At 72.3% G+C, this 23,179-nt stretch carries 20 protein-coding genes and 1 pseudogene; 14 read left to right on the top strand and 7 right to left on the bottom strand.

All coding sequences use genetic code 11. The features are described from left to right. Nucleotides 1–23: 23 nt before the first annotated feature. Entirely contained in the window at nucleotides 24–950 is a 927-nt protein-coding gene (locus tag ACZ4Z1_RS29030; RefSeq protein WP_468489596.1) for a TIGR03619 family F420-dependent LLM class oxidoreductase, read from the bottom strand. A 152-nt stretch (nucleotides 951–1,102) separates the two neighbouring features. Continuing rightward, entirely contained in the window at nucleotides 1,103–1,963 is an 861-nt protein-coding gene (gene yczE, locus ACZ4Z1_RS29025) for a membrane protein YczE (RefSeq protein ID WP_468489595.1), read from the bottom strand. Nucleotides 1,964–2,063: 100 nt separating this feature from the next. On the opposite strand from yczE, the gene ACZ4Z1_RS29020 reads away from it, so the two are divergent. Further along, nucleotides 2,064–3,566 (top strand): SCO1417 family PLP biosynthesis transcription factor, encoded by a 1,503-nt coding sequence (locus ACZ4Z1_RS29020; protein ID WP_468489594.1) that lies wholly within the window; start codon nucleotides 2,064–2,066, stop codon nucleotides 3,564–3,566. Between the two features lie 135 nt (nucleotides 3,567–3,701). On the opposite strand, the gene ACZ4Z1_RS29015 is transcribed toward ACZ4Z1_RS29020, so the two are convergent. Beyond that, nucleotides 3,702–5,522: a hypothetical protein gene (locus ACZ4Z1_RS29015; RefSeq protein ID WP_468489593.1), complete on the bottom strand. Its 1,821-nt coding sequence runs from the start codon at nucleotides 5,520–5,522 to the stop codon at nucleotides 3,702–3,704. 120 nt (nucleotides 5,523–5,642) lie between these two features. After that, the gene (locus ACZ4Z1_RS29010; protein WP_030019622.1) at nucleotides 5,643–5,837 is read right to left on the bottom strand and encodes a hypothetical protein; all 195 of its coding nucleotides are present in this window, start codon (nucleotides 5,835–5,837) and stop codon (nucleotides 5,643–5,645) included. A gap of 322 nt (nucleotides 5,838–6,159) precedes the next feature. Between ACZ4Z1_RS29010 and ACZ4Z1_RS29005 the strand changes: the two genes are divergently transcribed. The 3 genes from ACZ4Z1_RS29005 (at nucleotide 6,160) to ACZ4Z1_RS28995 (ending at nucleotide 8,385) form a co-directional block, all read left to right on the top strand. Continuing rightward, entirely contained in the window at nucleotides 6,160–7,089 is a 930-nt protein-coding gene (locus ACZ4Z1_RS29005) for a DMT family transporter (protein ID WP_468489592.1), read from the top strand. A 119-nt stretch (nucleotides 7,090–7,208) separates the two neighbouring features. Then, nucleotides 7,209–8,081, top strand: coding sequence for an aminoglycoside 3-N-acetyltransferase (gene aac(3), locus ACZ4Z1_RS29000; RefSeq protein ID WP_468489591.1), 873 nt, complete (start codon nucleotides 7,209–7,211; stop codon nucleotides 8,079–8,081). Nucleotides 8,082–8,163: 82 nt separating this feature from the next. Beyond that, nucleotides 8,164–8,385 (top strand): hypothetical protein, encoded by a 222-nt coding sequence (locus ACZ4Z1_RS28995; RefSeq protein WP_468489590.1) that lies wholly within the window; start codon nucleotides 8,164–8,166, stop codon nucleotides 8,383–8,385. A gap of 29 nt (nucleotides 8,386–8,414) precedes the next feature. Here ACZ4Z1_RS28995 and ACZ4Z1_RS28990 read toward each other — a convergent pair whose 3' ends face one another. Beyond that, nucleotides 8,415–9,416: an alpha/beta fold hydrolase gene (locus tag ACZ4Z1_RS28990; protein WP_468489589.1), complete on the bottom strand. Its 1,002-nt coding sequence runs from the start codon at nucleotides 9,414–9,416 to the stop codon at nucleotides 8,415–8,417. 230 nt (nucleotides 9,417–9,646) lie between these two features. Between ACZ4Z1_RS28990 and ACZ4Z1_RS28985 the strand changes: the two genes are divergently transcribed. After that, the gene (locus ACZ4Z1_RS28985; protein WP_468489588.1) at nucleotides 9,647–10,216 is read left to right on the top strand and encodes a TetR/AcrR family transcriptional regulator; all 570 of its coding nucleotides are present in this window, start codon (nucleotides 9,647–9,649) and stop codon (nucleotides 10,214–10,216) included. A gap of 159 nt (nucleotides 10,217–10,375) precedes the next feature. Here ACZ4Z1_RS28985 and ACZ4Z1_RS28980 read toward each other — a convergent pair whose 3' ends face one another. Together ACZ4Z1_RS28980 and ACZ4Z1_RS28975 are read right to left on the bottom strand one after the other, a co-directional pair. Beyond that, a complete protein-coding gene (locus tag ACZ4Z1_RS28980; RefSeq protein ID WP_468489587.1) occupies nucleotides 10,376–11,470 on the bottom strand; it encodes a cytochrome P450 in 1,095 nt (364 codons plus the stop codon). Between the two features lie 402 nt (nucleotides 11,471–11,872). Then, nucleotides 11,873–12,604: a TetR/AcrR family transcriptional regulator gene (locus tag ACZ4Z1_RS28975; protein ID WP_468489586.1), complete on the bottom strand. Its 732-nt coding sequence runs from the start codon at nucleotides 12,602–12,604 to the stop codon at nucleotides 11,873–11,875. 211 nt (nucleotides 12,605–12,815) lie between these two features. Here ACZ4Z1_RS28975 and ACZ4Z1_RS28970 point away from each other — a divergent pair, with 211 nt between their 5' ends. The 9 genes and pseudogenes from ACZ4Z1_RS28970 (at nucleotide 12,816) to ACZ4Z1_RS28930 (ending at nucleotide 23,143) form a co-directional block, all read left to right on the top strand. After that, entirely contained in the window at nucleotides 12,816–14,198 is a 1,383-nt protein-coding gene (locus ACZ4Z1_RS28970; RefSeq protein WP_468489585.1) for a serine hydrolase domain-containing protein, read from the top strand. Between the two features lie 323 nt (nucleotides 14,199–14,521). Next, the gene (locus ACZ4Z1_RS28965; RefSeq protein WP_468489584.1) at nucleotides 14,522–14,683 is read left to right on the top strand and encodes a hypothetical protein; all 162 of its coding nucleotides are present in this window, start codon (nucleotides 14,522–14,524) and stop codon (nucleotides 14,681–14,683) included. 286 nt (nucleotides 14,684–14,969) lie between these two features. Continuing rightward, on the top strand, nucleotides 14,970–15,200 hold the full coding sequence (locus ACZ4Z1_RS28960; RefSeq protein ID WP_030019628.1) for a cold-shock protein: 231 nt from the start codon (nucleotides 14,970–14,972) through the stop codon (nucleotides 15,198–15,200). A 261-nt stretch (nucleotides 15,201–15,461) separates the two neighbouring features. Beyond that, the gene (locus ACZ4Z1_RS28955; RefSeq protein ID WP_468489583.1) at nucleotides 15,462–17,045 is read left to right on the top strand and encodes a SpoIIE family protein phosphatase; all 1,584 of its coding nucleotides are present in this window, start codon (nucleotides 15,462–15,464) and stop codon (nucleotides 17,043–17,045) included. Between the two features lie 212 nt (nucleotides 17,046–17,257). Then, nucleotides 17,258–17,452, top strand: a pseudogene (locus ACZ4Z1_RS28950) (hypothetical protein); the annotation flags it as partial. Nucleotides 17,453–17,522: 70 nt separating this feature from the next. Continuing rightward, nucleotides 17,523–17,996, top strand: a complete 474-nt coding sequence (locus ACZ4Z1_RS28945; protein ID WP_468489582.1) for a DNA-binding protein — start codon at nucleotides 17,523–17,525, stop codon at nucleotides 17,994–17,996. Between the two features lie 120 nt (nucleotides 17,997–18,116). Beyond that, nucleotides 18,117–20,255, top strand: coding sequence for a hypothetical protein (locus ACZ4Z1_RS28940; protein ID WP_468489581.1), 2,139 nt, complete (start codon nucleotides 18,117–18,119; stop codon nucleotides 20,253–20,255). Between the two features lie 17 nt (nucleotides 20,256–20,272). Continuing rightward, a complete protein-coding gene (locus ACZ4Z1_RS28935; RefSeq protein WP_468489580.1) occupies nucleotides 20,273–21,904 on the top strand; it encodes a type 1 periplasmic-binding domain-containing protein in 1,632 nt (543 codons plus the stop codon). A gap of 408 nt (nucleotides 21,905–22,312) precedes the next feature. Beyond that, the gene (locus tag ACZ4Z1_RS28930) at nucleotides 22,313–23,143 is read left to right on the top strand and encodes a 2OG-Fe(II) oxygenase (RefSeq protein ID WP_468489579.1); all 831 of its coding nucleotides are present in this window, start codon (nucleotides 22,313–22,315) and stop codon (nucleotides 23,141–23,143) included. The last annotated feature ends 36 nt before the right edge of the window (nucleotides 23,144–23,179 follow it).

Genomic DNA, 23,179 nt, shown 5'->3' with positions numbered 1-23,179 from the left:
CCGGTGCGGACCGGCCGCCGCCCTCAGCGCAGCGTCTCGCCCGGCAGGTCGAGGATCCGCTCGGCCGCGGTTTCCAGCTGGGCGAGGTCGTGCCGGGGGCTCTCCTCGGGCGGGACGGGCCCGGCGTAGCTGGACAGGAACGTGTCGAGGACGACGTACGGGACGCCCAGCTCCGCCAGCGCCTCCAGGTCCGCGCGGACCTGGTCGACCGACCCGTGGCCCGGCAGCCGGCCCTCCGTCTCCACCGGCCGGTCCGTGAGGTGCAGGGCGATCCGCGGCGTCACCGCGGGCGTCGGGCGGCCGGCCGCTTCCGCCGCGGCCTCCAGGGCCGGCAGCCGCTCACGGATCGCGTCCGCGCCCAGGGTGTACGGGTGCCAGGCGTCCCCGAACCGTGCGGCCCGGCGCAGCGCGGCGTCACTGAGGCCGCCGACCCAGACGGGCGGGTGCGGGTCACGGACCGGCGCGGGGCCGGTGGTGATGTCCGTGTAGGCGACGTGCTCGCCCTGGAAGGAGACCATCGGCCGCGTCCAGTGCTCCTTGATGCAGGCGAGGTACTCGTCGGTGATCCGGCCGCGGGACGCGTAGTCGATGCCGAGTGCCGCGTACTCCTGCTGCGACCAGCCGATCCCCACGCCGAACACCAGCCGTCCGCCGCTGAACCGGTCCAGGTTGGCGGTCACCCGCGCGGTCTGCAGGGGGTGGCGGTACGGGAGGACCACGACCGTCGTGCCCAGTTCGATGGTGCTGGTCCGGCCCGCGAGCCAGGCCAGTGTGGTGAACGGGTCGTAGAACGGCGGCGGGAAGGCGCCGGCGACCTCCGGGGGCAGCGACACGTGGTCGGAGATCATCGCCAGGTGGTAGCCCAGCTCCTCGGCGCCGCGCACCCACGTCTCGATGCTTTCGGGGGTGGTGCCCTCCCCGTAGTTGAGGACGTTGATCCCGATCTTCACAGTCGCTCTCCTCGGTCGCCGCCCCCTCCTCGCCGGATGGTAAAAGGCCAGGTCAGAGGGGTGATTGATGGGGAGAGCGTAACAGCCGGGAAGATCGGGAGAAGGGACGTGTGACGATAAAACGGTACAAGGGTAAGGGAGTTGACCCAGCCTCAGGAGAGCGGTGCGGGCGAGGCGGCCGGCGGTTCGGAGGCCGGCGCGGCGGCCGACGGCTCGGGCGCCGCTGCGGAAGACGTCACCACGCGGCCCCGGCCGCCCTGCCCGCCGATCGTGAAGAACCGCAGCGAGAACTGGGCCAGCGGCCCGATGGCCAGCGCGTAGAGCACGGTGCCCACACCCACCGAGCCGCCGAGCGCGAAGCCGACGGCAAGGACGGTGACCTCGATGCACGTACGCACGAGGCGCAGTGGCCGGCCCGTACGGCGGTGCAGGCCGGTCATCAGCCCGTCGCGCGGCCCGGGGCCGAAGCGGGCGGAGATGTAGAGGCCCGTCGCCATGCCGTTCAGCAGGATCGCGGAGGTGAGCAGGGGGATGCGGACGGCGAGCGAGGTGATCTCCGGCACGAGGGTGAGCGTCGCGTCCATCACCAGGCCGAGGAGTACGACGTTGGAGACCGTCCCCAGCCCAGGGCGCTGCCGCAGCGGGATCCACAGGAGCAGGATCAGCGCGCCGGAGACGATGGTGACCGTGCCGATGGACAGGCCGATGTGACGCGAAATGCCCTGGTTGAGGACGCTCCACGGCTCCAGGCCGAGGCCGGCGCGCAGTTGCAGGCCCATGCTGAGGCCGTACAGGACGAGACCGGTGTAGAGGTGGACCAGACGGCGGGGCAGTCGGCGGGAGGCCGGAGGCTGCTCGAGGGAGCCGGTAGGTGTGCTGTCCGCGCTCCTCCTGTCACCCGCGGGGGTGCCGCCCTCCCCGCGGGCCCCGTCCGCCGTGCCGTCACCGTCCTGCGTCTCGCTCTCCGTCCCGCCCTCCGGCCTCGTGTCATCGGACTTCCGCGCGCTGAACAAAATCTTCCCCCTCCTGGCATGATTGGACTGGCACGTGACACTCTGTGGCTCGGAGTTGATCAGGTTCCATGGCCAATTCGAGAAAGGTGGACTGCTCACGATGGCGCAGTGGACTTCAGCGGTAGGGTCGTCGCAACTCGCCCGGCTGCTCCGGTCGCAGGACACCCGCGACGCAGTGGCCCCGGCCGGCCGCCGCGTCCCCGCCTACCGCGGCCTCGCGGACGGCGTACGCCTCCTGGTCCTCGAAGGCCGGATCCCGGTCGCCGCCCGGCTGCCCGCGGAACGCGAACTGGCCGCCGCGCTCTCCGTGAGCCGCACCACCGTCGCCGCGGCCTACGAAGCGCTGCGCGCCGAGGGCTTCCTGGAGTCCCGCCGCGGCTCGGGCAGCTGGACCGCCGTGCCCGCGGGCAATCCGCTGCCCACGCGCGGTCTGGAACCGCTGCCGCCGGAAGCCGCCAGCTCCATGATCGACCTTGGCTGCGCGGCCCTCCCCGCCCCCGAACCCTGGCTGACGCGCGGCGTGCAGGGCGCCATGGAACACCTTCCTCTGTACGCGCACACCCACGGCGACTACCCGGCCGGCCTGCCCGCCCTGCGCCAGGCGCTCGCCGACCGCTACACCGCCCGCGGCATCCCCACGATGCCCGAACAGATCATGGTCACCACCGGCGCCATGGGTGCGGTGGCCGCCATCTGCCGCCAGATCACCCGCCCCGGCGAACGGGTCGCCGTCGACTCCCCGTCGTACGCCAACATCCTCCAGCTGATGCGCGACGCCGGCGCCCGGCTCGTCCCCGTCGCCCTCGCCGACCGCCTGGCCGGCTGGGACATCCCGGCCTGGCGCCAGGTCATGCGGGACGCCGCACCCCGCATGGCGTACGTCGTCGCCGACTTCCACAACCCGACCGGCACCCTCGCCACCGAGGACCAGCGCCGCCGCCTGGTGGACGCCGCCCGCGCGGCCGGTACGGTCCTGGTCGTCGACGAGACCATGGCCGAACTCCGCCTCGACGACGTCGAGATGCCCCGGTCCGTGTGCGCCTTCGACCCGGCGGGCAGTAACGTCATCACGGTCGGCTCCGTCAGCAAGGCCTTCTGGGCGGGGATGCGCATCGGCTGGGTACGGGCCGCCCCCGACATCATCCGCAGCCTCGTCGCCGCCCGCGCCTTCGCCGACCTCGGCTCACCGGTCCTCGAACAGCTCGCCATCGTCTCGCTCCTGGAGGGCGACGGCTGGGAGCAGGCCGTGGAGATCCGCCGCGACCAGGCCCGCGAGAACCGCGACGCGATCGTCGCCGCCCTCCGACGCCACCTGCCCGACTGGGAGTTCAGCGTGCCGGGCGGCGGCCTCACCCTGTGGGCACGGACCGGCGGCCTGTCCGGCTCACGGATCGCGGAGGCGGGGGAACGGCTCGGCGTACGGGTGCCCTCCGGGCCGCGGTTCGGCGTGGACGGCGCCTTCGAGGGATTCGTCCGGCTCCCCTTCACCGTCAGCGGAGCCGTCGCCGACGAGGCCGCGTCCCGCCTGGCCGCCGCCGCCCGCCACGTGGCGACCGGGGCGGCGGCCGGGGAGGTCGAGGCGCCGCACAGCTTCGTGGCTTGAGGGCGGTCACGAAGACGGAGGCGGGCGGCGTGGCGGAGCGTCGGCCGCTTCAGCGGCGGCCTCGCCGTTCGCGGCGGGGAGCCGGCCGCTGGGTGGAGCGGTCGAGGCGCGGTCGCTGACCGGTCCCCGCAGTGCTCAGCCCTCCGCGCGTCCCGCCTCCACCGTGCGGTGCGTCTGCGTGGGGTCGGTCGGCACGGTGGTCTCCTCGGAGGCGGGCGGCTCGGCGGGGCCCGCGGCGCCGAACAGGACGTCCACTCCGATGGCACCGCTCGGGAGGGGGCCGTCCGGGGCGGTGCTGTTCGGGGCGGAGCCGTTCGCGGCGGTGCCGCCCGTATCGGTCCCCTCCGTGGCGGTGCCGTCTGTTGCCATCCCCTCTGCGGCGGTCCCGTCCGCTCTGGCCGCTCCGGCTGCCGTGCTCAGATCCTCGGTCGCTTCCTCCTCCAGCGGAGCGGCTGGTTCCGGGAGCAGATCCAGTACGGCCTGGCGGTGGGTCTCGCTCGTGGCGTCGTCGAACGGGTCGGGGGTGGCCGGGACCTGGAGGCGGAGCACCGGGCCGGTGCCCAGGCGCGCGTAGCCGCGTCCCGGGGGGACGTCGGCAGCCGGTGTGGTGTGCGGCGGCGCCCCGAGTACCGCCTGTACCTCCTCCGGCGCGGCCGGGCCCAGGACGACCCTGGCCCGGGTGTGCGTCAGTACGGGCTCGCTCAGCATGCCGGCACTGTCGGTCTGGTCGGCCACCACCACCGTGACGTAGGCCGCCCGGCCGTGCCGCAACGGCACTTGCAGCAGGTGCTGCGGATCGTCCCGCCCTTCGGCCACCGCGAGATGAGCCAGCGCGGTGGGCCGGTCCAGGATGATCCACAGGGGCCAGCGGATGTCGTCCGGAGCCTGCCGCCCGGCCTGCCGCGCGCGGTTGGCGGTGATCAGACGCCGCTCGGTCTCGTGCGCCGCCCACTCCAGTGTCGCCAGCGCCCCCGACAGCCCGGACTCGACGCCCATGACGCCGGTCCGCCCCGCCAGGCACGCGTACTCGCCGGTACCACTGCCGTCGATCACCAGGACGTCGCCGTACGGCAGGGCCTGCAGCGCGATGGACCGCAGCAGGGAGGTGGTGCCGGCGCCCGGCCGGCCCAGAACCAGCAGGTGCGGCTCGGTCGACCGCAGGCCGGTCCGCCACACGACGGGCGGCACGTCCCGGGTCTCCGTACCGGCTTCCACCGGCAGCGTCCGCTGGACGGCGTCGGCGTCGGTGAAACCGAGGACGGTCTCGCCGTGTGTCGTCACGAACCGCTGCGCCGCGATGTCGGTCGGCAGCGGCGGCAGCACCGTCAGCGTCAGCTGGTTCGACTCCTCGTCCCACCCGAAGTGGTACTCCCTGCCGCGCCCCGACTTGGCGTACAGCACCTGCTCGATACGGGCCCGGGACGCGGCGTCACCGTCGGTGAAGTACGGCGGGTACCGCAGCGTCAGGTGGGACAGCCGCCCGGCCTCGTCGAACCCGTACTCGGTGAAGGCGCTCTCCCAGCTCCCGTCGTGGGCGTACAGGGGGCTGGGATCACCCTCGATCGCGAAGTACGGCACCAGCGCCTCGTACAGCGCCTGCAACCGGCCGGTCTCCGCGTCCCCCGGACCGGCGGCGGGTTCCTCGGCCGGCTGCTCCCGGCCCGCCCATGCTGCCGCCGCCATCACCGTGACCAGGGCGAGGACGGGCCCGTACGGGACGAGCGCCACCGCCACGACGCTGCCGGCGGCGACGAACAGCAGCGAGCCGCGCCGCTCCTTGGGCGTCGCGGACCAGCGCCGGCGCCCGGCGGCCAGCAGGCGCCGCAGCCCTCGGCTGATGATGATCAGCGGGTGGAACACGTCGGCCGCGCCGTCCGCCGCGGTGCGTGCGAACTCGCGACCGCGCGCGATCGGCGCGCAGTCGGTCAGGATGCGGGGCAGTGGACGCCGGGCCACATCATCTCCTGGTGGGATCGTGCGTCGTGCGGAGGTCGCTCCGGGGGACCGCGGGCGACCGGGTGCCGCCCGCCGGGCGGGGCGCGGGGAAAAGGGCCTCGGGGGGAGCGGGGCCCGCGGTCAGAGCTTGATGCCGCCCAGGAGGTTGGCCAGGCTCGCGCCGCCGGCCTTGATGCTCGGGGCGATCGCGGAACCCGCGAGGTAGAAACCGAACAGGGCGCAGACCAGGGCGTGGGACACCTTGAGCCCGTCCTTGCGGAAGAACAGGAAGACGATGATGCCGAGCAGCACGACGCCGGAGATGGACAGAATCATGGAGTTCTCTCCTCGGTGGTGGGGACGGTCACCATGAGTCCTTCCAGCCTCACAGCACGTATCAAGCCGCAAAAAGCTGCGAACGGGTGATTCACCGGCGAAACCCCCCGGCCGGCGCAACACAACTGCCCGGATGGCCCCCAGATCCCACATAATTGCAGGTCAGGTCGCTTGTGCCCGGAGGCGTGGAAGCGTGCGGACGGCGGGACCGGCCGGCCCGGCGCGCTCGTCGCGGCGGTGCGGTTCCGGACCGGGCGGCGGGTCTGGCACCGTGGGGGCAGCGGCGGCCGGTGACCGCTGCGCCGGACCGCAGGAGCCCTTTGTGCCAGCTGTGCTCGCCGCGTTGTTCGCCCTGCTGACGGCCGTGGCCAACGCCACGGGCACCGTGCTCCAGCGGATCGCGGCGCGCAAGGTGCCGCCGGGCGACGCCTTCAGCGTCCGGCTGTTCCGGCACCTGCTGCGCAGCCCGGCGTGGCTGGGCGGAATCGCCGTCATCGTCGGTGCCGCGGCGTGCCAGGCCCTCGCCCTGACGCTGGGTTCACTGTCTCTGGTGCAGCCCATCCTGGTCACCGAACTCCCGTTCACGCTGCTCATCGCCAGTGCGGTGGCGCGACGGCGGCTGCCGGCGGCCGGCTGGGCCGCCTCGGTCATGGTGGCCGCCGGACTCGGCCTGGGGCTGGCAGCGGCCGCCCCCTCCGGCGGGGGTACCGAGGTCCCCGCCGGGAAGTGGGTGCTGACGCTGCTCGTCGCCGGGGGCGTCATGGCCGCCTGCGTACTGGCCGCCCTGCCCAGGCCCCGGGGCAAGGCCCGTGCGGCCCTGTTCAGTTCCGCCTCTGCGATCGCTTACGCCCTGACCGCCACGCTGATGAAGGCGGCGACCGACACCTTCGACCGGCACGGACCCGGCGCGTTCTTCGCCGCCTGGCAGACGTACGCCTTCGTGGCGGCGGGTGCGTGCGCACTGTTCCTGCTGGCCAACGCGATGGAATCCGGCCCGCTGGTGGCTTCGCAGCCCGCCCTCACCCTGGGCGAGGCGCTGGTCAGCCTCCTCCTCGGGATCGTGGTGTACGGGGAGCGGGTGCGCGCGGGCTGGTGGCTGGTCCCCGAGGCGATCGGGGCGGTGATGGTCACGTGGGGTGTCGTGGTGCTGCCCCGGGCCGATACGGAGGAGGCGGAGAAAAGAGAGAGCGAGGAGGGCCAGGAGGGCGAGGAGAGGAAGGCGGCGCAGGAGGGCGGGGCATCTGCCGTCTGAGTGGCCTTCGGGCGGCGGACGTGGCCGGGCGGACGCCTGCTGCCACCGAACCTCCGACTCAGGACACCGGCCGCGGAAATCGGTGTCGTGGACCCGCGCGTGACGGCTACCTTCCGTCCATGGACGAACTCGCTCTGCTCAAACGCTCCGACGGCCCGGTCACCCGCACCCGGCTGGTCCGGGACCTGACCGCACTCGGCCTCGGCGACGGCGACACCGTGATGTTCCATACGCAGTTGTCCGCCGTCGGCTACGTGGCAGGCGGCCCGGAAACGGTCATCGGCGCCCTCCGCGAGGTCGTGGGGGAGCGGGGAACCCTGATGGTGACCTGTGGCTGGAACGACGCCCCACCGTACGACTTCACCGACTGGCCACAAGCCTGGCAGGACGCCCTGCGCGCGGAGCACCCGGCCTATGACCCCGTACTCAGCGAGGCGGACCACAACAACGGCCGCCTCCCGGAGGCTCTGCGACGCCGGCCCGGTGCCGTCCGCAGCCGTCACCCCGACGCGAGCTTCGCCGCGCTCGGCGCCGCGGCCACCGCGTTGGTCGCCGACCACCCCTGGGACGACCCGCACGGCCCCGACAGCCCGCTGGGACGGCTGGTCACGATGGGCGGTCGCGTGCTGCTGCTGGGCGCCCCGCTGGACTCCCTCACGATCCTGCACCACGCCGAGGCCCTGGCCGAAGCGCCCGGCAAGCGGTTCGTGGACTACGAGCAGCCGATTCTCGTCGACGGAGAGCGGGTCTGGCGGCGGTTCCACGACATCGACTCGGAGGACGGGGCCTTCGATTACTCCTCTGTCGTCCCCGACGGGCAGCAGCCGTTCGAACGCATCGCCCAGGACATGCTCGCCGCCGGATTCGGCAGGAGGGGAACGGTCGGGGCGGCCGGCAGCCATCTCTTCGAGGCCGGGGACGTGGTGGACTTCGGTGTGGCGTGGATGGAGGAGAAGCTGGGACGGGGGCAGCGGCCCGGTGGCGGTCCCTGAGGACGGTGACCTGCAAACCCTCGGAGGTGAGTGGTGATCATTTGGCGTCGGGTCACCGAAGACGACTTCCCGCTCCCCGCGCATGATCCGGGCCGCCGTCCGGGCGACGTGGCGCGACCACCTGTACGCCACCGCCGTCCTGGTCCCCGTGCCCGTCGCCAACCGGGCCTCCTGGCGGGCCTTGGAGAAGGCCGGACTGTGCCGAGTCGCGGAGGGGGAACCCGAACCGGACAGCCCCACCGCCGGCCGCGCGCACTGCATCTACCGCGTGGCACGGCCGACGGGGCCCGGGGAAGAAGGCTGACAGGACCGGCCGGGGAAGGGCGGCGGACGTCAGGCGCGGGCCGGTGCCGGGCCGGGCAGGTGGCCGAGGAAGTCGAGCAGGGCGGCGTTGACTTCGGCAGGCCGTTCCTGCTGGGTCCAGTGCCCGCAGCCGGGGAGCATGACGCTGCGGTGCAGCTTCGGCGCGACCTTCTCCAGCGAGGCGAGGAGTTCACCGATGCCGTGCAGCGACTGCACCATGTCGCGGTCCCCGCCGACGTACAGCGCGGGCTGGTCGATGCCGCGTCCCTGGAAAGCCGCCAGGAGCTCGTGGTTCCGCTGGATGTTCCGGTACCAGTTCAGGGGGCCGGTGAACGCCCGCTCCCCGTGGCCCGCGTAGTCGTCGGCGAACGCCCCGATGTCGTCCGGGGAGAGCCAGGCGGGCAGCCGCTCCGGCTCGGGGACCGAGTCGATGAGGGTCATCCCGTCGGGTACGACCCAGGGGCGCGGAGCGCCGGTGGCGGGGTTGTCACCCGAGCCGCTGGACAGGATACGGCGGAACGTGGACGCCGGGTCCCGCGCCAACTCCGCGTCGGCGACGCCCGGTTCCTGGAAGTAGAGCTGGTAGAAGCCGTCTCCGTAGTGCCGTCGCGTGACCTCCGGCGGGGCCATGCCCGCGGGCAGGACGGGCGGCACGCTGAGGCCGGCGACGGCCCGGACGACATCCGGGCGGAGCATGGCCGTGACCCAGGCGACGGGCGCGCCCCAGTCGTGACCGACGACGACGGCCTGCTCCTCGCCGAGGGCGCGGATCAGGGCGATGACGTCGCCGGCCAGGTGCAGCAGGCTGTACGCGTCGGCGTCGCCGGGCTGCTCGCTGCGGGCGTAACCCCGCTGGTCCGGTGCCACCACCCGGTACCCGGCCGCGGCGAGCGGGCCGAACTGGTGGCGCCAGGAGTACCAGCTCTCCGGGAACCCGTGCAGCAGCAGGACCAGCGGCCCTTCGCCCTGCTCGGCGATGTGCAGCCTGACTCCGTTGACCTCTACGTGGCTGTGCTTGGCGGTGACGGTCACATGTCCTCCGGCATTCCGGGGCGCCCGAACGCCTGTCGCGTGGTGTCTGCCGTTTGTCGTCCGGCGCCTGTCGTCCAGAGAAAACCGATCGGTTTCCTCCACGGGGAGTGACGATAGACCGACCGGGTCTCCGAGCGCATCCGGGGGTGGGATCAGAAGGGTCCGGGCCTCGCCGCATCCTGGGGTACCGATCAGTTTCCGTGGACCACGCGGCGCGATAATCTCCCCGTATGCCCAGTACAGACAGAGTGTCCACCCGGGACCGGCTGCTCGACGCGGCGGCCGAGCTCTTCTACCGCGAGGGCGCCTCCATCGGGGTCGAGACGCTGTGCAGGACGGCCGGGGTCTCCAAGCGCTCGATGTACCAGCTCTTCGACAGCAAGGACGAGGTCTTCGCGGCCAGTCTGCGGCGGCGCGCCCCGGCGTACGAGGAGCAGCTCGCCCTGCGCACCGTCGATGCGGGGCCGCCGCGCACGCGCATCCTGTACGTCTTCGAGCGCCTCGAAAAGCTGGCGGAGACGGCCGACTACCGGGGCTGTCCCTTCCTGGCCGCGCAGGTCGAGCTCAAGGACCCCGGGCATCCGGCGAGCATCGTCGCCGAGGAGGTCAAGCGGCATCTGACCGACGCCTTCCGCGCCGAGGCCGAGCGGGGCGGGGCGCGCGACCCCGGACTGCTGGCACGTCAGCTGACGCTGGTGTTCGACGGGGCGAGCGCGCGTGCCGGGGCGAGGGTGGAGAGCCTGGCCGGGCTGGCCGTGACCACGGCGGCCGCACTGCTCGACGCGGCGGGCGTCGCATGACCGGGCGCGGCGGGCGGGACGGCGCTCCCGTGCTCATCGAGTCCGGCTGCCCGTGCCGGCCGGGTTCGACTGTCCTGCCGGCCGAACCCGGCGGCGGCCGGCGGACGGGGTGCCGCCGGGCTGAGGCCCGGGAACGCGGGCCGGGCGGGGAGCGCCCTGTCACCAGTCGACCGGCAGGGTGAGCGGCGATTTGGCGGGGGAGGCGTCGTCCCAGGTGGGGCTGTGTCCCGCGGCCAGGCGCAGACGCGGGAAGCGGTCCAGCAGCGCTTCCAGACCCACGGTCAGCTCCGCGCGCGCCAGGTGGGCGCCGATGCAGTTGTGCGCGCCCCGGCCGAACACGATGTGCGGGTTCGGCCGCCGGCGGAGATCGAGCCGGTCCGGCGCGGTGAACACCGTCTCGTCGCGGTTGGCGGCGGCCAGCGCCGGGAGGACCGCGTCCCCCGCCCGGATCGTCCGCCCGCCCAGCTCGAAGTCCGCGACGGCCTGCAGCACCACGACGCCGTTCATCACCGGTACGTAGCGCAGGAACTCCTCCACCGCGCAGGGCAGCAGGCCGCGGTCGTCGCGCAGCCGGGCGTACTGATCCGGCTCGTCCAGCAGCGCCACGACGGCGTCGGACAGGAACATGGTCGTCGTCCGGTACCCGGCGACGAGCATCGACAGCCCGAAGCTCAGCACACTCTCTTCGTCCAGCTCGCCGCGGTCACACCTGCCGACCAGACAGCTGAGGATGTCGTCGGCGGGCTCCTGCCGCTTCCGGTCGATCAGCGACCGTACGTAGTCCCGCAGCAGCGGTGTGATCCGCCGCGCCTCCTCCAGGGTGACCAGCGCCCCCAGCGCCGCGTCCGCCAGGGGCAGGTAGTAGGCGCGGTCCTCGTACGGAATGCCCACCGAGTCGCACACCGCCAGGAGCGGGAAGGGTTCGGTGTACCCGGCGATCAGATCGCCGGGCGGGCCGCCGTCGGCGAACGCGTCCAGCAACTGCTCGGCGTTCCTGCGGAGCCGCGGCAGACGGCGCCGTACGGACCGGGCGTTGAACGCCTCGGACAGGGCCCTGCGCAGCGCCGTGTGCCGAGGGCCTTCCATCTCCATCATCGTGATCAGTTCCGGCCCGTGCGGCCTGTCCTGCTCGGGCCGGAAGGACCAGCCGTTGACGCTCGGCCTGATCAGCCGCGGATCCCCGATCACCGCCCGGACGTCTTCGTACCGGGTCACGAACCAGCTGGGCGTGTCCTCGGCCCTGAGCCGCGCCACAGGGCACTCCCGGCGCAGCCGGACGTACTCCGTGGGCGGCCCCATGGTGCCCGGCGGCGGCAAGGGGAGGGGGATCGACGACGGCGCCTCTTGCGGGGCTTGGGGGTCTTGAGGCTCTCGCGGCTCCTGAGGCGGTGACGGGTGGGAGCCGTCGGACGGTGGGGGCGGCGTGCGGTTCACCGGTTTCTGCCTTCCTCACGGGACTTCTGACCCGAACCGTTGCCCCGGCCGTAGCCGCAACCACTCACGCAACACCCCACCCTTGACAGGCATTTCCCCTTTGACGCGGCAGTTCACACATGGGCAGGTGAACAGGGCGAGCGGCCGTATTCCGTCAGCGGCCGCCGCCGAAGGCCGGCCGGCCGGGTTCGCGGTGCCGGCGTGCTGTCACGCAACCCCGACTCAGTTCCTGAGCCGGGCCGCGATCCCGTCGAGCACACACGCCAGCCCGTCCTCGAAGGAGTCGTCGCGCGTGCTGCCCCAGTCCTGGCCCCGCTGGGCGGCGTACAGCTCGCGCAGGCGCGGGTACGGCTGTACGGCCTGTTCGGCGGCCGGCCACAGGAGGCCGGTCCACTCCTGCTCGCTCTGGCCGCTGCGGGCGAGCATCGTCAGGTGCGCGGCCTCGCTCGTCGATACGCCGATGACGTACGCGAAGAGCGTGTTCAGGGCGCGGTCGGCCGCCCGGAGCGAGAAGCCCGCACTCTCGAACACCGCGAGTACGGCATCGGTGAGCCGCAGCATGTTGGGCCCCAGGTAGGACACGCCCGACTCGCCCAGTACGGAGGCGACCCACGGGTGCCGCAGCAGCGCCGAGCGCAGGCTGTGCGCACACGAGACGGCGGCCGCGCGCCAGTCGGCCGGGGCGCCGGGGGCCGGTACCCCGATCTCGCCGTAGACCTCGTCCACGACCAGTTCGATCAGCTCGTCCTTGTTGGCCACGTGCGAGTACATCGAGGTGGCGCCGGCGTTCAGACGCGTGCCGAGCTTGCGCATGCTCAGGGCGTCGATGCCTTCGGCGTCGAGCAACTCCAGTGCCGCCGCGACGATCTGTTCCCGGCTCAGTGCCGGCTGCTCCCGCCGGGGCCGCCGCGGGCGGGTCCATACCGATGGGAATGCCTGGTCCTCGGTCGGCATGCGGTCCCCACTTCCTCTGGTCCGGTTCGCTCAGGGCTGCGCGGGTGTCGGCCGCCCTCCGAGGCGCTCGGGGTGGCCGGGCGCCAGCCTGCCCGAACAGTGTACGGCTTTACGTTCGCCGTTCGCTGGCCGTACGGTGTTCGGACCGTCGCACAGTGTGCGGCGGGGTGATCTGAGCGTATGCGTTCCCGTTCTTGTGAAGGGAAATCTGATGACTTCCGCACGATTCGACGTCGCCCGCTGGCAGGCCCGCCTCGACGAGCTGCGCGTCGCCCACCACGTACCGGCCGCCTCCCTGGCTGTCCTCACGGGCGGGGACATCCACGAGGTGGCCAGCGGTGTGCTGCACCGGGGCACCGGTGTCGAGGCGACCACCGACTCGGTCTTCCAGCTCGGTTCGATCGCCAAGGCGTACACCGCCACGCTGGTGATGCAGCTCGCCGAATCCGGCGCCCTGGACCTGGACGCGCCGGTCGTCAGCGTGCTGCCGGAGTTCGCCACCGCCGACGCCGAAGCCACCCGGACGATCACCACCCGTCAGCTGCTCAGCCACACCAGCGGCTTGACCTGTGACTTCACCCATGACTCCGGCCGCGGCGACGACTGCCTGGCCCGGTACGTCGAAGCCGCACGCGACGTCGCGCCCGACGGGCCGCCCGGGACCTTCTCGTACAGCAGCGTCGGCTACAACGTGCTGGGACGCCTCGTCGAGGTGCTGACCGGTCAGGTGTGGGACGAGGCGCTCAAAGAGCGGATCATCGCGCCGCTCGGGCTCCGGCACACGATGACGCTGCCCGAGGAGGCGCTGAACTTCCGGGCGGCGATGGGGCACATGGGGCAGTCCGGGCAGGACCCGGACCCGGTTCCCGCCTGGGACCTCATGCCGCGCTCGGCGGGCCCTTACGGCCGGGTCATCGCCGGCGCCGCCGACGTCGTACGGTTCGCGAAACTGCACCTCGACCGCGGTGTGGCGCCGGACGGGACCCAGGTGCTGGCCCCTGGGACCGTCGCCGCGATGCAGGGCGGGGAGGCCGGCTGCCCCGACCGGTGGACGTTCTCCTCCGACGGGTGGGGCCTGGGCTGGTCGCTGTACGACTGGAACGGCACCCGGGGGTACGGCCATGACGGCGCCTCGATCGGACAGTACGCGTCCTTGCGCGTGGCCCCGGAGGCAGGCGTGGCCATCGCCCTGCTGGCCAACGGCGGCAGCGTGCGCCGGCTCTACGACGCGCTGCTGCGGGAGCTGCTGGACGAGTTCGCCGGTGCGCGGATGCCCGAGCCGTTCGGTCCGCCCGCGCAGCCTCCCGTGGTGGACGTGACGCCGTACCTGGGCACGTACCGGCGCGCGGGTGTCGACATCACCGTCGCCGACCGCGCCGGGGTGCCGCACCTGACCTACGCGTTCGTCGACGGGATGGCGCACTTCCACCCGCCGCTCGAACTGGACCTCGTACCGGTCGGCGAAACGGTGTTCGCGGCGAAGGGGGACGGCCCCTCCGTCAGCGAGGACTGGATGCCCATCGTGTTCGCCACCCTGCGCGACGGCACCCCGTGCGTGTACGCCGCGATGCGGGCCACGCCGAAGGTCCGGTAGGCGCTGGGCGGGCGAGCGTTACGCTCGGCGGATGCCGAAACGGTTGCTCTTCGTGGTGCTGACCGGGCACGGGCACGTCAACCCGACACTGCCGCCGGTCGGGGAACTCGTGCGGCGTGGGCACCGGGTGGACTGCGCCACCGCGGCCGAGTACGCCGCCGCGGCGACCGGCGCCGGCGCGCGCTGGGTGAAGTTGCCGCCGACGGAGCCGTTCACGCCGCCTGCTGGAAGCGCTCTGCCACGGGGTCGGCCTGGTCGCCGTCCCGCACACGCCCGAACAGGTCGCCAACGCCGTACGGGTCCGGGAGCTGGGTCTGACGGAGGTGCTCGACCGCGCAGCCGTCACTGCTGACGCGCTGCGCGCCGCGACGACCCGGGTCGCTCGCGACCCCGGCGTACGGGTGCGCCTGGACCGGATGCGCGACACCCTCCGGCGGTGCGGCGGTGCCGTGCTCGGCGCGGAGCTGATCGAGGGGTTCTGCTGACGGGCGTACCGTCGTCGCCCCTGTGGATACGACACAGGCTCTGGGCAGCGGCCCGATCGGGCGGGATGCCGGACGGACACTGGCGAAGGTGGCGGACCAGGGCACCGGCGAAGACACCCGCCAGGTACCGGCACAGGCTCCGGCGTGGAGACGGCGTGCGCCTGAGCGAAGGCCGCGCCGGGCGCCGGGGCCGAGCTACGTGCGCCCTCCGATGCGCTCCCTTAACCACCGGTGAGAGGGCACCCGTGGGATGTCCTGCTCACACCACCCGACAGAGGTGATTGCTGTGCCCCATGGCGTCGTCAAGTGGTTCGACCACGAACGAGGAGCCGGCCTGGTCGCCCAGACCGGCGGCGGGCCGGACGTCCTCGCCTACCGTTCGGCGATCCAGGGGGACGAACCGGCCCGCACGCTGACGTCGGGGGAGCGGGTCTCCTTCAACCTCGTCGAGGACTTCGAGGGCATCCGGGCGGAGAACATCTACCGCCTGCCCGGCCGGTACCGTTCCCCCGCCTGACGGTGACCGTCCGGCTGCGCTGCGCGACTGCCGCATGAAAACAAGCGCAACTGGGCCGGAACGCGGAAAGGTTCAATCCAGCCACGCCCAAAAGTGAACAACTCTGATGGCGCTGGACGGCGCATGCTCCAATGACCGCACTCTCGCAGGCAAGGGCTTGCGGGGCATGGCGGGGACGCACTCGGGTCGGCTGCGGGTCCGCGACGGGAGGCCGGCACTCCCGTTGCCCGGGGCGTCGGTGCGTCATGGAGTGAGGCACGCATGACGGCAGTTGAGGCTCCGCGGAACGGCGCGGGCCAGCAGGAGCTGTTCCGGGGGCTGGTGGAGTGTTCGCAGGACGCGATCCTGACCAAGACACTGGACGGGCAGGTCACGTTCTGGAACGCGGCGGCGCAGCGGTTGTACGGCTACCGCTCCGGGGACGTGGTGGGGCGGCACATCGGGCTGCTGATCCCGCCGGACCTCAAGGACGAGGAGGCCGAACTGCTGCGGCGGATCGGCCGGGGCGAGCGCATCGAGCACTACGAGACGCGGCGGGCCACCAGCGACGGCCGGGTGCTGGACATCGACGTGACCCTGTGGCCGATCCGCAACCGGGACGGCGTCATCACCGGCGCCTGCTCCACCATGCGCGACATCACCGAACGCAAGAAGGCCGAGCGGGAACTCGCCACCCTGTACGCGCAGCAACGGCACATCGCCCTGGCCCTGCGCCTGATGGGCGCCTCCGAACAGATCCCCGGGGCCCGCGCGGCCGCCCGCTACCTGCCCTCCACCCAGGGACAGGGCGTGGGCGGCGACTGGCTCGACCTGATCGACCTGGGCGCCGGACGGGTCGGCGTGATCATCGGTGACGTGATGGGGCGCGGCCTGGACGCGGCCGTGGTCATGGGCCAGCTGCGCTCCGCCGCCCGGGCGCTCGCGCTGGCCGGGACGCCGCCCTGCGAGCTGATCCAGACGCTCGACACGTTCACGCGCGGGTTGCCGGAACAATTCGTCACCTGCACCTACCTGGAGGCCGATCCGGCGCTGGGCGAGGTGACCGCCTGCTCGGCCGGGCACCTCCCGGTCTGGCTCGTCGCGCCGGACGCGACGGTCGGCGCGCTGCCGGTGCCGACCGGAATCCCCCTCGGCGTGGGCGGTGTACCGCACCAGGAGGTCCGACTGCCCCTGCGGGCCGGTACGACACTGGCCCTTTGCACCGACGGCCTGGTGGAGACCCCCCACAGTGACATCGAGACGCAGCTCGACCTGCTGACCACCACCCTGAGCGAGGTCTTCACGGCCACCACGGACCTGGAGGACGCCGCTGACCGCGTCCTGCACACCCTGCTCCCGAACACCGTCACCTACTCCGACGACGTCACCCTCCTGCTGGTCGGCTTCCCCGCCGCCCCGCTGGACACCGCCACGGTGGACCTGGCCGTCGAGCCGTCGTCGGTCCCGGAGGGGCGCCGCTTCCTGTTCCGCATCCTGCGGGCCTGGAACCTGGCCGCCCTTGCCGACACCGCGATGCTGCTCGCCTCCGAACTGCTGACCAACGCGGTCCGCCATGCGCAAGGGCCGCTGACGCTGCGCGTCTGGTACAGCGCACGGGAGTTGGGCGTGGAGGTCGTGGACGGCAGTTCACCCCGGCCCCGGGCCCGGCTCGCGGACAGCGCCGAGGAGAACGGCCGCGGTCTGATGCTCGTCGAAGCACTCGCCGACGCCTGGGGTACGCGCCCCGGTACCGTCGGCAAAACCGTTTGGTTCACGCTCCTGACGGCTGCCGTCCAGGCCGCCGGTGTCCGGCGGGACGAAACGATTCCGGGCGCTCCCACGGCCGGCGCTGCGCTGTCCGGGTGATCAGCACGGTGGCACGCATGGCGGTCACCGCGATGGGCAGTATCGACTCGCTTCGTTCCTCGGGGAAGATGAACGAGGCCCAGGCGGGCCGGGGTCGTTCGGCGGCAGAAGGCCGGTGACGACGGCGCCCCGGTCCGCCCTTCCGGCAGCGGTCACAGTGCTTCGTCTCTCTCGGCGCGTTCCACGCCGCCGGCATGCCGGGGTTCGAGCGGTATGCCCTCGCCCGTTACCCGCTGCCCGGCTGGGACGCCCGCGTGCTGCTCGACGCCGTGGACCGCGTATCGAGGACCGGGGACGTAAGCGTGCAGCGTCAGCTCTTCGCCCGCGTCGAGGCCGTGGCCCGGCTGGCCGGGCACGCTGCGGTGCTGGACGCGTGGGGTGAGGACCTGGAGCTGATGCGGCCGCGACAGGAGGGTGCAAACAAGGTGTTCACAACGTGGCGTTGGCAAGGCAGCGGGCGGCGCCCATGCCGACCCCATGACACCCACTTTCGAACGGAACGACGAGCCCGGTACGGCCGGCGCGGACCCCTTCTCGCTGCCGGACGCGCGGCAGGCGCGGGCGCAGCGGGTGCACGCGGCGTTGTTCCGGATCGCGGAGCGGCATGCGTCCACCGAGGGGCAGCGTGCGCGGCAGGCGCATCCGACGGTTCTCGGGCCGCATGAGGCAGTACGGCTGGTGTCGTTCCTCATGAGCGGGGCGGCACAGTTGGACGCGGGGGAGCCGGAGGTGGACCGGGCGGACGTCACCGCGGCGCTGAGCCTGCTGCCGCTGGTGCGTGGCGAGCTGGACGAGCTGGAGGCCGGTCTGCTGCGGATGGCCAGGGGGCGCGGTATGACCTGGCCCGAGGTGGCATTCGGGCTGGGGCGGGGCACTCCGCAGGCGGCCCGGCAACGGTACGAGGGGCTGGTCGGCCGGATCCGGGCGGGGGAAGAGACGGAAGACGAGTAGCGGTCGGCGGTGCCAGGGGCGGCAGGTTCGGCCGGGAGCAACCCTCCCTGAAGGGCCGGGGTCTGCACTAGCCTGACGTGTCATCACAAGCGGTACGGTCGGTGACGCATCGGGGGACCCGTGCCTGACGATCTCGGATTCGACAAGCTGCTCGACGACGACGGCTTGGTGGCCCGGTTACTGGGCAAGACCCGTGCGGGACGCAACCGGAAGCTGCTGCACGGCCCCGACCTGCCCGTGGTGCTGCTCGTCGGCGGGCCCGGTACGGGCAAGGGCCGGTTCCTGCAGTGCGTACGGAGTGAGTTCGGCCGCCACGTACCGACGGCGCACGTCGACTGCGGACTCCCGGTGTACCGGGAGCAGGCCGAACAGCACCCGCAGACCCGTTCGGTGACGACCGAGGTGCTGCGCGAGATCGCCCAGCAGTTCGGCGCGTGGCAGGGCGACGGCGGCGCGGTCGCCACCCCGCGGCTGTACGCAGGCCTCGCGGCGGTCGCGGCCAGCGACCCGCTCGCCGACACGGCCACCCTGGTCAGTGAGGTGCAGCGGCACGACGGGCTGCTGCCGCGCGGCTCCTTCTGGCGGGGCGTGCTGAACCGGGCGGGCCGGGCCTACGTCGGTGTCGTCGCCGGCCTGGTCGCCCACCCGGGGGCCGTACCGTTCATCAACGCCGTCCTGGACGAACTGCTCGCCCGCACCTCCCAGGAAGGCAAGGCGGTGCTGGCGGCGTGCTACGGCGAGTACACGGGCGCGGGCGGCCACCCGAAGCTGGGCCTGCACTCGCTCGCCTCGCACTTCCAGCAGGGCGGCGAAGCGCGCGAGGTCGCCGAGGGCTTCCTCTTCCGCGCGCTGCGGCAGGACATCGAAGCCGCGTACATGTCGCTGGTGGGCCGGCTGTCGCGGGCCGGCCGCCCCGCCCTGCTGCTCGACCACGCGGACAATGCCCTGGGCAGGCGGCTGGTGCGCCCGGTGCTGGAGGACCGTGAGCGGGGGCACCACGACCGGCTGGTGGTGATGGCGACCGCGCGCCGGGAAGACGGCGGGCGCTTCCTCTACCACGTCGGAGACACCGGTGGTACGGAGGACGATGCGCCCGTGAGCTGGCGGCCCACCGACGGCGGCTTGCCGGGGTGGAGCCGCCCGGCCGGCGGCGTACCCGGCCTCACGCCCTTGTCGCGGGGCGTCCTCCTCGTCCGTATGCCGATGCTGACGCGTGACCAGCAGTCGAGGGAGACGGCCCGCCTCCAGGTACGGCGGGCGCGCGGTGACAACGCCGACCAGCTCCGCATCGACAGCGGCATCCACCGGCTGAGCGGCGGGCGCCCCCTGTTCGTGACCCGGCTGGGCGAGGCGACCGCGTCGCTGACGTTCCGGGAGCCCGGCGAGGGCACCGACTGGGCCCTGCTGGACGCGCGGGTGCGCTCCGGGGAGGACGCGGAGGGCCGTCCGGTCGCCGACCTCCTGCTGGACGACCTCGTCGTCCGGCAGCCGCCGGAGGACCTCCCTCCGGAGCAGCGCGGACACTGGCTCGACCTGCTCAGCCACCTGTCGGTGGCGCACGACACGGAGTGCGCCCAGATCCTGATGCGCGAGGTGCAGGCGGGCCGGGACGAGCGCCTGTCCGCGTACCGCATCGCCGAACTGCTGCGTGACAGCGGCTGGCCGCACTGCCCCCGGCACTTCATCGGCGACCTCGGCCTGCGCCGCTTGCTCATGCGCCGCCTGTACCGAATGCGGGCGGACGGCGCGGCCTGGCATGCCGACCACACCCTGCTGCGAGACCACTACCGCGCCCTGGAGGACGACGTGGCCGACGAACTCTTCGGCTCGGCCGCCGCCCACGGTATGCACCACCACCTGGCGGTCGGTGACGCCGAGACGGTCACGGACTACCTCGACCGCACCTTCCTGACCCGCAGTGCGCACGTCTGGTGCGACGAACTGCTGGCCGTCGCGGAGGCGCCGCTGCTCTGCCGCACCGACGACCGGCGCGCGCGGGCGCTGGGCGAGGCGGAGGTGGCCGGGGACGTACGGCGCAAGCGCATCGACCGGCTGCTGCACGCCGTACGGCTCTGCGAGGACCGTACGGAACCGCTCGACGAGGCCGTGACCGACACCTTGCCCAAGCTGCTGGAGCGGCTGGGGGAGGAACCCGCCGCCGGGGCCGGGACGCTGACGCAGACGGCCCGCGACTGGAGCCACCGGCTCACCAACAGACAACCGCTCAGACCGTGCACCTGCACGAGACATATCGGGTAAGGGAGGGTGCGGCGCTGATGAACTGGCTGTACAACACGTTCTGGGCCACCTGGATCCGTAAGGCCTGCACGGTGCTCGTCGTGCTGGCCGTGGTCGTCCCCGCCGCGATCTTTCTCCCGTCGAAGATCGGAGCACCCGAGCACTGTGCCGAAGGGGTCGAGAAGAGTGCCGGTGAATGCATCGGTGTCAACGGAGCCGGCTACGACTTCGGAATCCCGGAGATACGGAAGGTCACCGAGGCGATCCGCAAGGAGAACGAACGGGTCGTGCAGCAGAAGGACGGCCGGAAGAACAGCGTCACCGTGGCGATGATGCTGCCGTTGCAGCCGGGAATGGCCGCCGAACGCAGGCAGCTCCGCAGCGAGTTGCAGGGGGCGTATCTGGCGCAGTACCGGGCCAATCGCATGGAGAAGACCCCGTTGCTCCGGCTCGTACTGGCCAACCCCGGTGCCGATTACGGGCAGCAGGAAAAGCTGGTGGATCAGCTCGCGAGAATGGCGGCTTCCGAGCAGGACAATCTGCGGGCCGTCACCGGATTCAACCTGAGCCTGGGCGCCACCAAGGCCGCCGTGGCGCGGCTGACCAACGAGCTGAAGATCCCGGTCCTCGCCAGCCGGGTCAGCGCCGACGAGATCGCCAACCCCGACAACCCCAGCGGCCGGATGCCCTTCCCCGGGCTGGCCCGCATCATCCCCACCAACCGGCAGCAGGCGGACGCCCTCGCCAACTTCCACGGCGGGCTGCGGGACGCGGAGACCGTCCTGGTCAGGGACACGCGGCCGCACGACATCTACGACGAGTCGCTCGCCAAGGCGTTCAGCCGTCCGGAGCCGGGCCCGCCCGGACCGAAGGACCAGGTCTTCACCTCGCCCGGCATCAACGACCCGGGCCAGACCGGCAATCACTTCTCGCTGATCGCCCACAACATCTGCGAATCGGACGCGCACGTGGTCTATTTCGCGGGCCGCCCGGTCCATCTCCGGCTCTTCGCCCTGAAACTGGCCGAGGTGCCGTGCCACGGGAAGAAATACACCATCGTCAGCGGTTCGGGCGCGGCGACGCTGGACCGGTACCTGTCCGACGACGACTGGAAGAGACTCCGGGGCGACGGGGGCAACCCCACGATCACCGTGCAGTACGCGGCTCCCGGTCATCCCGACGCCTGGGACGTGGAACTGGGCAAGTGGGAGAGGGAACGGCAGGCGGACACGGGCAAGAAACCGGCAGCCGCGGACCGGCCGGCCTATCTGACCGACCCGCGCAAGGAACTCCAGGAACTCCGTGACCTGATCGGCCGGCCGGCCACGGGCGACATCGGCGAGGTGCAGCTGGTGGATTCCCGCACGATGCTGGTCTACGACGGCGTACGCACCATCGCCGAAGCCGTCTTCCTGGCGAATGCCCAGGCCGTCGGATCAATACCGTCCGGGGAACGCGTCGCCGCCGAGTGGCCGCGCCTGGAAGCCGCACACCGGGTACGGGGCACGAGCGGCTGGATCTGCCTGACCAACGGCGGGAACGCTTACGACAAACCGGTGGCCGTGGTGCAACTGGACCCGCGCACCCGGAAAGTGGCGTTCGTGGGCCTGGGCTGGCCGGAGAAGAAACCCCAGCCGGCCGGGTGCGTGGTGCCCAGCGGCACCGGCTGAGGCAGGAACCGGCACTCGCTGAGACGGGAACCGGTACCGGTTGTGTCGGGAACGGCGGCACCGTCCGGGGCGGTACCGGAGCGTACTTCCATCTCCACAGTTTGTCGGACCGTCGTTCCACCGGCACCCGTCCATGAGGGGCCTTGCCGTTCCCCCGATGGGGCGGGCTGCCGGTGTGTGCGGTGTAGCGGGAGGCGGGCCGGGAGAAGCTGTGCGGACGCGCCCGGGCTTTCCGGGCGCGGGCGTGCACGTTCGAGCGGAAGCGGAATGCGCAGTGGTCTTGGACATAGGCTCCAGCGCCGGCACTCGGGCCTTCCTGTGACGAGGCCTGTGGGTGGTCGTGCGGTGACGCGCCGGCGGCCGACCGGTGTTTCCCTTGCTGCGCACCGTTGAGTGGAGAGTGACGACGTGACCTCGAATGTTTCCGGCACCGGTGCCGGTGTGGCGGCCGACCGCACCGGGAACGGCGACTTCGCGCGTGAACTGACCCGGGATTCCTTGCTGCGGCTGACCCGCCGGGAGATCGCCGCCATTCACGTACCCGGATTCTGCGACCGGCGGATCGCGGCGGACGTGGCCCGGAAAGCGGTCCGGCACAAGGCGCTGGGAAATTATCACAAGAAATATACGAGTACGGTCGGCCGTGTCCACATGCCGCACATCGACACGGCGTGGAATCCCGGCCTGACCGCCCGGTACCACGACGCCGCACTGCCCTCGATCCACGAGGTGCGCGCCTTGTTCGCACCGTACCTGTCCCCGGTCGACCACGTACGTCTGCTGCTCCAGGAATGCTGGCCGGCCGGTGCCAATCTGCTGCGGCTGCGCGGCCGGCCGTGTTTCGTCGGCGCGCTGCGCGTGTTCCGTCCGACGACCTCCGTCTTCCCGCCGCACAACGACCGCATCGAGCAGGAGACGGACGCCCCGGAGGCCGCCGGGGTGACCGAGCAACTGGTCGCCAACGTCTACCTCCAGGTGCCGGAGGAGGGCGGCGACCTCCAGCTGTGGCGGCGCGAGCCCACGAGCGCGGAGACCGGCACGATCCTGGAGGTCGAGGGGCTGGACCCGGCGGCCGTGGAGCCCCCGGCGCACGTCATCCACCCGCGGACGGGCGATCTGATCGTCTTCAGCTCCCGGATGCTGCACGCCGTCACCCCGGCCCGGGACGGGCACCGTGTCGGTATGGCGGCGTTCATCGCCTGCAAGGGGCCCGACGAGCCGCTGCAGTACTGGAGCTGACCGGCCGGGGCCCGCGGCTCCGCCGCTCCCGGCGCC

The organism is Streptomyces sp. NPDC030165, from assembly GCF_055573595.1.
The sequence above is the reverse complement of the archived record's forward strand: the minus strand, read 5'-3'. Positions and strand labels throughout refer to the sequence as shown.